The organism is Candidatus Methylomirabilota bacterium, from assembly GCA_036005065.1.
In the GTDB taxonomy this organism is placed as follows: Bacteria; Methylomirabilota; Methylomirabilia; order Rokubacteriales; family DASRDR01; genus DASYQW01.
The window spans coordinates 1-7,903 of sequence record DASYQW010000096.1 but is presented as its reverse complement, the minus strand read 5'-3'; the positions used below and the strand labels follow the sequence as shown (position 1 = coordinate 7,903).

Annotated in this window: 10 protein-coding genes; 7 read left to right on the top strand and 3 right to left on the bottom strand. The window is 71.2% G+C overall.

What is annotated here, in order from left to right:
- On the bottom strand, positions 1 to 198 hold a 198-nt coding region (locus tag VGW35_07165), incomplete at its 3' end, for an EamA family transporter (protein HEV8307432.1).
- An 80-nt stretch (positions 199 to 278) separates the two neighbouring features.
- On the opposite strand from VGW35_07165, the gene VGW35_07160 reads away from it, so the two are divergent.
- The 4 genes from VGW35_07160 (at position 279) to VGW35_07145 (ending at position 2,584) form a co-directional block, all read left to right on the top strand.
- Complete coding sequence (locus VGW35_07160) at positions 279 to 641, top strand: LysR family transcriptional regulator (protein HEV8307431.1); 363 nt, start codon at positions 279 to 281, stop codon at positions 639 to 641.
- Entirely contained in the window at positions 638 to 1,768 is a 1,131-nt protein-coding gene (locus VGW35_07155; GenBank protein ID HEV8307430.1) for a putative sulfate/molybdate transporter, read from the top strand. Before VGW35_07160 ends, VGW35_07155 begins: the two co-directional genes overlap by 4 nt.
- Before the next feature lie 483 nt (positions 1,769 to 2,251).
- Positions 2,252 to 2,419, top strand: a complete 168-nt coding sequence (locus VGW35_07150) for a hypothetical protein (GenBank protein ID HEV8307429.1) — start codon at positions 2,252 to 2,254, stop codon at positions 2,417 to 2,419.
- Positions 2,420 to 2,440: 21 nt separating this feature from the next.
- Positions 2,441 to 2,584 (top strand): hypothetical protein, encoded by a 144-nt coding sequence (locus VGW35_07145; GenBank protein ID HEV8307428.1) that lies wholly within the window; start codon positions 2,441 to 2,443, stop codon positions 2,582 to 2,584.
- A 122-nt stretch (positions 2,585 to 2,706) separates the two neighbouring features.
- Here the strand turns inward: VGW35_07145 and VGW35_07140 are convergent, their stop codons facing one another.
- Both VGW35_07140 and VGW35_07135 read right to left on the bottom strand, forming a co-directional pair.
- Positions 2,707 to 3,330, bottom strand: a complete 624-nt coding sequence (locus tag VGW35_07140; protein ID HEV8307427.1) for a cation transporter — start codon at positions 3,328 to 3,330, stop codon at positions 2,707 to 2,709.
- 23 nt (positions 3,331 to 3,353) lie between these two features.
- Positions 3,354 to 4,283 carry a LysR substrate-binding domain-containing protein gene (locus VGW35_07135; protein HEV8307426.1) on the bottom strand — a complete coding sequence of 310 codons (930 nt, stop codon included), beginning with the start codon at positions 4,281 to 4,283 and terminating at the stop codon, positions 3,354 to 3,356.
- Between the two features lie 196 nt (positions 4,284 to 4,479).
- Between VGW35_07135 and VGW35_07130 the strand changes: the two genes are divergently transcribed.
- From VGW35_07130 to VGW35_07120, 3 genes are all read left to right on the top strand, one after another.
- On the top strand, positions 4,480 to 5,133 hold the full coding sequence (locus tag VGW35_07130; protein HEV8307425.1) for an MBL fold metallo-hydrolase: 654 nt from the start codon (positions 4,480 to 4,482) through the stop codon (positions 5,131 to 5,133).
- Positions 5,130 to 6,410, top strand: a complete 1,281-nt coding sequence (locus tag VGW35_07125; protein HEV8307424.1) for an MFS transporter — start codon at positions 5,130 to 5,132, stop codon at positions 6,408 to 6,410. The genes VGW35_07130 and VGW35_07125 overlap by 4 nt, the downstream gene beginning before the upstream one ends.
- A gap of 128 nt (positions 6,411 to 6,538) precedes the next feature.
- The gene (locus VGW35_07120) at positions 6,539 to 7,684 is read left to right on the top strand and encodes a DinB family protein (GenBank protein ID HEV8307423.1); all 1,146 of its coding nucleotides are present in this window, start codon (positions 6,539 to 6,541) and stop codon (positions 7,682 to 7,684) included.
- The last annotated feature ends 219 nt before the right edge of the window (positions 7,685 to 7,903 follow it).

The window sequence follows — 7,903 nt, the reverse complement described above, 5'->3', positions numbered from 1 at the left end:
ATCGGAGCCCCGGAGCGCCGTCCCGAGCGCGGGACGGCCCGTGCGCCCGAGCCGGACGGCCGTGAGGAAGGCGCCCGCCCCGAGGTAGAGGAGCGCGGCCAGGAGCCAGGGCGAGACGGTGCCGAGCAGGAGCTTGGCGAGAGGGGCGCTCAGGCCGAACAACAGGGCGGCGGCCACGGCCTGCAACACGGGCAGCACGGCTCCATTCTAGCCGACCGGCGGCATCACGGCGCGACGGCCACGCAGCGCTGGTTGCCCCGGCATCGGCTAAGGGCGATATGCACGGTGGTGCACATCGCCTCGTGATCCGGCACAAAGTGTGGCTCGAGGGTGCGAGAGGCTTCGCCCTGGGCGACGGCGGAGTCGGCCTCCTCGCGGCGATCGACGCGACGGGCTCCATCCGCGCCGCGGCCCGACGCGTCGGCTGGTCGTATCGCCATGCCCTGAGCTACCTGGGGAACGCTGAGGCCACCATTGGAGGCCCGCTCGTGCGGCGGGTGCGGGACGGCGAGGCGGGCGGCGGGGCCTCGCTCACGCCCGAGGCTCGGTCGTTCGTGCGACGATACGGCCGCTTCCGCCGGGAGCTCGACCGCACGGTGCGCCGCCTCTACCGCACGGCGATCGGAGGCACCGCCCGGTGAGGGTCGCCGGCAACGACTACAACCGGGCGGAGCTGGCGGGCGCCTTCGGCGACCTGGGCACGCTCGTGCCGTTCGTCGTCGGCTATGTCACCCTCGTGGGTCTCGATCCGCAGGGCGTCCTCCTTGGGTTCGGGCTCGTTGCCGTCGCCACCGGTCTCTACTTCCGGACGCCGCTCTCCGTCCAGCCCATGAAGGCCATCGGGACGGCGGCGATCGCCCACGCGGCGAGTGTGACACCCGGGATGATCTGGGCCTCGGCCGCGATCACGGGGCTGCTATGGCTCAGCCTGGCGGTGACCGGCGCCGTCGCCTGGCTCGCGGCGCTGACCAGCCGGCCGGTCGTCCGGGGGCTCGTGCTCGGCCTCGGGCTGAGCTTCATTCTGGAAGGCGTCCGGCTGATGCAGCAGGGCTGGATCGTCGGGGTCGCGGGCGCGGCGCTGACGTTCGTGCTGCTCGGGTATCCTCGCGTCCCCGCCATGCTGGTGCTCCTCGGCTACGGTGCTCTCGCGGCCCTGATGCTGGACGCCTCGCTCGGGCGCGCGCTCGCGGGCCTGACGCCGCACCCGCGGCTGCCCGCGGCGGTCGTCCCGCTGGTCAGCTGGAGCGAGTTGCTCCAGGGCACGGTCGTCCTCGCGCTGCCGCAGGCCGCCCTGACCCTCGGCAACGCCGTCATCGCGACAGCCGAGGAGCACAACCGGCTGTTTCCGGACCGGCCGATCACCGTCCGCGGTCTCGCCTGGGACCACGGGCTCATGAACCTCGCCGCCGCCGCGCTCGGTGGCGTGCCGATGTGCCGGGGCGCCGGAGGCATGGCCGGTCACGTGCGATTCGGGGCGCGGACAGGCGGGGCCCTCGTGATCCTGGGCGTGATGCTACTCGGCGTGGCCTTGCTGCTCCCGGACTCCGTGACGACGCTCTTCCGCCTCTTCCCGCCCCCCGTGCTCGGGGTCATCCTCCTGTTCGGCGGGCTCGAGCTGGCCGCGTCGGTCACGACGGAAGAGTGCTCCCGGGCCGACCGGACGGTCCTGGCCGTGACGGCCGGCGTGGCGCTCTGGAACATGGGCGCGGCGTATGTTGCGGGGCTCGTCCTCCATCATGCGGCGGCTCGCGGCGTGATTCGCCTGTGAGCGACCCGCTTCAGCTGACCCGAACGGGCCGCTTGACCTGGCCCCCAGGGGCCGGGTTTAGACTAGCGTCGTGGCTCGAGCGGGTCTGCTGATCGGAGACGTGATCACGCGGAGCGGGGTCACCCGCAAGGCGCTTCGGCTGTACGAGGCGGCGGGGATCGTCACGCCGGCGTCCCGCACGGCTGCCGGATACCGTCTCTTCGGCGACGACGTCCTCCCGCTGCTGGCGTTCGTCACCCGCGCGCGGCGGCTCGGGTTCCGCCTGGCTGAGATCCGGGACATCGTCGCCCTCCGGCGGGCCGGCCAGACGCCGTGCCTCCACGTGCGTACGATGATGCAGCAGCGGGTCGCCGACCTCGACCGGACGATCACTGACCTCTCCGCCCTGCGAGCTCGGCTGCGAGCCGCGTTAGCGGCCTGGCGCGTCGGCACGACTGCCACCGCCAGCGTGTGCCCCCACATCGAACGAGAGGAGGATATCCCATGGCGTCCAAGTTCTCTCTCTGCCCGATGTGCACCGCCTGCCCGGAGGTCGAGATCCGGCCGGACGAGGTCCACATCGGCGAGGCCGGCAACCTCGTCGTCCTCGAGAAGGAGGAGTGGAACGTCCTCGTCGATCTGATCCAGAGCGGTCAGCTGGCCAAGCTCTAGAAGCATCAGGAGGGTGCGGAGATGGCGCTAAAGAAGGGCGAACGATACCGCTGTCCCGACCCTGCGTGTGGCTGCGAGATCGAAGTCACGAAGGGCGCGGCGCCGGGCCAAGGTGGCAACCTGAACCCGCGCTGCTGCTGCGGGAAGGAGATGCAGCGGGTGTGAGGACCGGCGAGGACCGGGGCCGTTGGCGGCCCCGGCTCCACCGCGCGTGTCGCTGCTTCAGATGACGCCCGCGCCTGGTCGAGCACGGACGGTGCCACGCTCGGGACCAGGCGTCGGCTGGGTCACCCGGTAGCGATCGCCCGCAACTGCCGGCGTGCGTCACGGAGCACGCCAGCGGCGGACGCAGCGAAAACCCCGGCGATGACGGCGCCGATGAGTATGTCCGGCCACGCCGAGCCGGTGAGGGCGACACCGGTCGCCGCTATGAGCACACCGACGTTGGCGATCACGTCGTTTCGCGAGCAGAGCCAGGTGGACCGGAGATTGAGGTCGTCGTGGCGATGGCGCAGGAGGAGGCCGAGGCACGCGAGGTTGGCGGCGAGCGCGAGGAGCCCGATGCCGCCGATGAGTTCCGCTGTCGGCACGACACCGCGGAGCGCCTTCAGGATCACCTCCGCCACCACGCCGATCCCGAAGGCCGCCATCACGCTTCCCTTCAGGAGGGCGGCCCGCGCCTGCCACCGGGAACCGCGCCCGAGCACATAGAGACTGAACGCGTAGACGAACGCGTCGCCGAGCATGTCCAGCGAGTCGGCGAGGAGCGCCGTCGAGTGAGCCACGAGACCCGCGCCGAACTCCACGAGGAACATGCTGGTGTTGATCGCGAGGACCACCTGGAGGACATGCCGCTGACGCTCCCGGAGGGTCGTCAGTTCGCTCGCGGCCGCGTCACAGCAGTCCTTCATACTCTTGATCGTACACGTCCACGCTAACGCCGGCCGCTCCGCGGGCCGGCCGCCGTCGTCGTCCCGCGGATCCGGGCGGCGTGCAGGCACTCGAGGAAGGCCCGGCTGCCGGGGCTCAGCTCCCGGGCTTCGTGCCGGATCACGTGGAAATGCCGCTGGATCGTGAGCCCCTTGACCCGCACGACCCGGAGCTGGCCGGCCGCGACCTCGCTCTGTACGGCGTATTCGGAGAGGAAGGCCACGCCCAGGCCGGCCCGGACGCCTTCCTTGATGGCTTCCGTGTGCCCGAGCTCCAGGCGTGCTCGGGCTGACACGCCGAGCTGGTCGAGACTCCGCTCCGTGAGGCGCCGGGTGGCGGACCCGTTCTCACGGACCAGGAGGCACTCCTCGGCCAGGTGGTCCGGGCTGACGGCCGCCCGCCTCGCCCATCGATGGCGCGGGCCGACGATCAGGACGAGACGGTCAGGCAGGCTCGCCTCGACGCACGTCTCCTTCGCGTCCGCCAGATGCCCCCCGACGATGCCGAGATCGACTTCGCTGGCGCGAACCCGCTCCTCGATCTCGCGCGTGTTCCCGATCCGCAGCGCCAACTCGATCCCGGGGTATTGCGCCTTGAAGCGTCCCAGCACTCGGGGCAGGAGATAGATGCCCGGCGTGCTGCTGGCGCCGAGCAGCACGGCGCCGCGCCGGAGCCCGCGGAGCTCCCCGACCGCCTCGTGCGCCCCCTGAAGGGCGGCGAACATCCGCCGCGCGTAGGGCTCCAGGACCCACCCGGCCTCGGTGACCGCGATGGTTCGTCCGAGGCGCTCGAAGACCGGGCTCCCGAGCTCCTGCTCGAGGTCGCGCACCTGGTGGGAGAGGGCGGGCTGACTGAGCCCGATCCGCTCCGCGGCCCGGCGGAAGCTCCGCAGCTCCAGGACCGCGAGGAAGCTTTCGAGCTGGCGGAGGGTCACCGGACGGCTCCACCGATAAGCTGAGCGAATCGATCCGTTCGGATCATCGAATTGGACTTCTATCACGGTCGCCCCTAGCCTGGCAACCATCCGGGTTGGAAAAGGAGGAAGCGTCATGATCTTTCGTCAGTTCTTGCGCCCCGAGAGCGGCTGCGCGGCCTACCTGCTCGGCTGAGGGGGCGCCGGCCTCGGCGCTGTGGTGGATCCACAGCCGGAGATCGGGCCGTACCTGGAGGCCGCGGCGCAGAAGCGGCTTCGCATCAGCCACGTCATCGAGACCCACGTCCAGGCCGACCACGTGTCGGGGGCCCGGCGACTGGCCGAGGCGACCGGGGCGGTCGTGTGCCTGCACGAGTCCGCGCCCGCGGCCTATCCGTTCGAGCCGCTGCGGGACGGCCAGTCGCTGGCTCTCGGGAACGTCGTCCTCACAGTCTGGCACACGCCCGGCCACACGCCCGAGGGCGTCTCCCTGCTGGTGACCGACCGGACGCGGGGCGACGCGCCCTGGTTCGTCCTGACGGGGGACACGCTCTTCTCCGGCGCGGTGGGCCGGCCGGACCTGAGCGGCGAGGGGACCGAGGGCCGGCTGGCCGGGCAGCTCTTCGAGAGCGTGCAGCGGCTGCTCGCGCTCCCGGACCACGTCGAGGTCTACCCTGCGCACTTCAGCGGGGCGGCGTGCGGCAAGGGGCTGAGCGGCAAGCCGATGTCGACCATCGGGTTCGAGCGGCGGTTCAACCCCGCACTCGCCATCGCCGACCGCGACGCCTTCGTTCGCTTCGCCCTCGAGGGCTTGCCCCCGCAGCCGCCGGTCTTCGCGACCAACCGGCGCGAGAACCTCGGCGTGGCGTGATCGGCGCCGCGCCGACGGGTCCGGAGACCGCCCGGCGGCCGCTGACCCTCGGCCTCCGGGCGAACCTCGGCCAGTTCGCGCTCCTCGTCCTGATCAACGCCTTCGTCGGGGCGATGGTCGGGCTCGAGCGGACGGTCGTTCCGCTGATCGGCGAGCGCGAATTCGGCCTGGCCTCGAAGACCGCCATCGTCTCGTTCATCGTGAGCTTCGGCGTCACCAAGGCGATCCTGAACCTCGCCGCCGCCCGCCTCGCGGACCGGGTCGGACGGAAGCCGATTCTGGTCCTCGGGTGGCTCTTCGGCGTGCCGGTCCCCTTCCTGATCATGTGGGCGCCGAGCTGGGCGTGGATCGACCTGGCCAACGTCCTGCTCGGCGCGAATCAGGCCCTGGCCTGGTCCATGACGGTGATCATGAAGGTCGACCTCGTCGGGCCCCGGCGCCGGGGCCTCGCCCTCGGGCTGAACGAATTCGCCGGGTACCTCTCGGTCGGCCTCTCGGCCTGGCTCACCGGGTACCTGGCCAGCCTCTACTCGCTGCGCCCCGAGCCGTTCTACTATGGTGGCGTCGTCGCGATCCTGGGGCTCGGCCTGTCCCTCTTCTTCGTCCGCGAGACGCGGGGGCACGTCGAGCTGGAGATCGCCCAGCGCGCGGAGGGGCCGGCGGGCGCCGACGCGCCCTCGTGGCCACGGGTCTTCGGCCTGACGACCGCACGGAACCGCAGCCTCTCGGCGGCCTGCCAGGCGGGACTCGTGAACAACCTGAATGACGGCATGGCCTGGGGGATCTACCCCCTCTACTTCGGGAGCTTCGGACTCGGCGTCGCGGCGATCGGCGTGATCAAGGCCGTCTACCCGGGCGTGTGGGGTGTATTACAGCTGCTCACCGGGCCGCTCAGCGATCGGATCGGGCGCAAGCGCCTGATCGTGGCCGGGATGCTCGTGCAGGCAGGCGGCATCTGGCTGACGGTGCTGGGGTCCGGGTATCCGGCCTGGCTGGCCGGGGCGGTCCTCCAGGGGATCGGCACGGCGATGGTATATCCCACACTCCTCGCCGTCATCGGCGACGTCGCCCATCCGCGGTGGCGCGCGACGGGCCTCGGGGTCTATCGTTTCTGGCGTGACCTCGGCTACGCGGTCGGGGCTCTCCTGGCGGGCCTCGTGGCGGACTGGCTCGGCATGGCGGCGGCGATTCACATGGTCGCCGCCCTGACGTTGTTGTCGGGACTGGTGGTCGCGGTGCGGATGACGGAGACACTCCGGCGCGGCGCCGGCGCGTAGGAATCCCGACGCACGCGAAGGAGGCGACGGCACCGACCACGAGGCAGGGACCGAGCCGTTCTTCTCGCCCGAGAAGCGCTGAACCGGAGCATGATCATCTACTGACGGGCGTCGCCCAGGGAGACGCGATGGCTAGGGGGGCCGAGACGCAGGCATTGATCGACCGGATCCGAGCCTCTGGCGACGCGGTGCGGCAGGCAGTCGCGCGGGTGACGCCGGGCAAGCTCGAGGTGTCTCCTCGCCCGGGCGACTGGTCGGTGCTCGAGACGCTCGTCCACCTCCGCAACGTCGTGGTGATGGTGCACGGCTTGCGGATCCGCCGTCTGGTGTACGAAGAGGCGCCCGTCTTTGCCGATTATGATGAGGCGATGCACCGCCGAGCCACTCTGGAGCGCCGGCCAGCCGCCGACCACCTGGTCAGCATGGTCATGGCCGAGCATCAGCAGCTCGCCGCCCTCCTCAGCGAGCTGCCCGACGACGCATGGCACCGGACCGGCCGTCATCCGGAGCTCGGGGAGATGAGCATCCGGTTCCTCGCGGCCCGAGTCGCGGAGCACGCCGAGGAACACGCGAAGCAGATCCGGACGACCGCGGACGAGGTGCTCGAGCACGCGCGGCGCCGGGTCCGCGGGGTCGCCCAGGAGTCCTTGCAGCGCGGCGACGGAACCGGCTGGTTCGAGCGGGTGTACGCGACGGCCGAGGGGAACCCCGGCGCGATTCCGTGGGTCGACCTCCGAGCGAATCGCAGCGTGCTCGAGTGGATCCGACGGGAAGGGCTGACGGGGGCCGGCCAGAAGGCCCTCGTCGTCGGCTGTGGGGTGGGCGACGACGCGGAGCAGCTGGCCCGGCTGGGCTTCGAGGTCGTCGCCTTCGACATCGCGCCTAGTGCGATCGACTGGTGCCGCCGGCGGTTTCCGTCCTCGCCGGTGCAGTACACCGTCGCCGATGTGCTCACTCCGCCGGCGGCCTGGCGCCACGCCTTCGACTTCGTCCTGGAAGCGTTCACCGTGCAGGTACTGACCGGCGCCCTGCGGGCGCGCGCGATCGCGTCCATCGCGGGGTTCGTCGCGCCGGAGGGGACACTGCTCGTCGTCGCCGGAGGCCGCGAGCCGGAGGACGACCCGGGGAGCATGCCCTGGCCCCTGACCCGGAACGAGCTGGGAGGGTTCGAGCAGGCGGGCCTGCGAGCCGTTCACGTCGAGGACTATCTGGACCATCAGGCCGATCCCCCGGTGCGCCGCTTCCGGGTCAGGTACCAGCGGCCCGGCGAGTAACACCCGTGCCGGCCGCCGGCCCAGGAGGGTGTCGGAGTAACCCGGCGCCGACCACCGAGCGCCTGGTGCATCGCTGAACTGCCCCGACCCTCGTCGCCGCGATTCCACCGGCGTACCCGGTGGTCGTCGGAGATTCGTCAACACCGGTGACGAAGCGCGGGGTCCATCATGCAAGCCCGCGTTTTTTCGATATTCCTTGATGGCCCGGGTCTTGCGCCT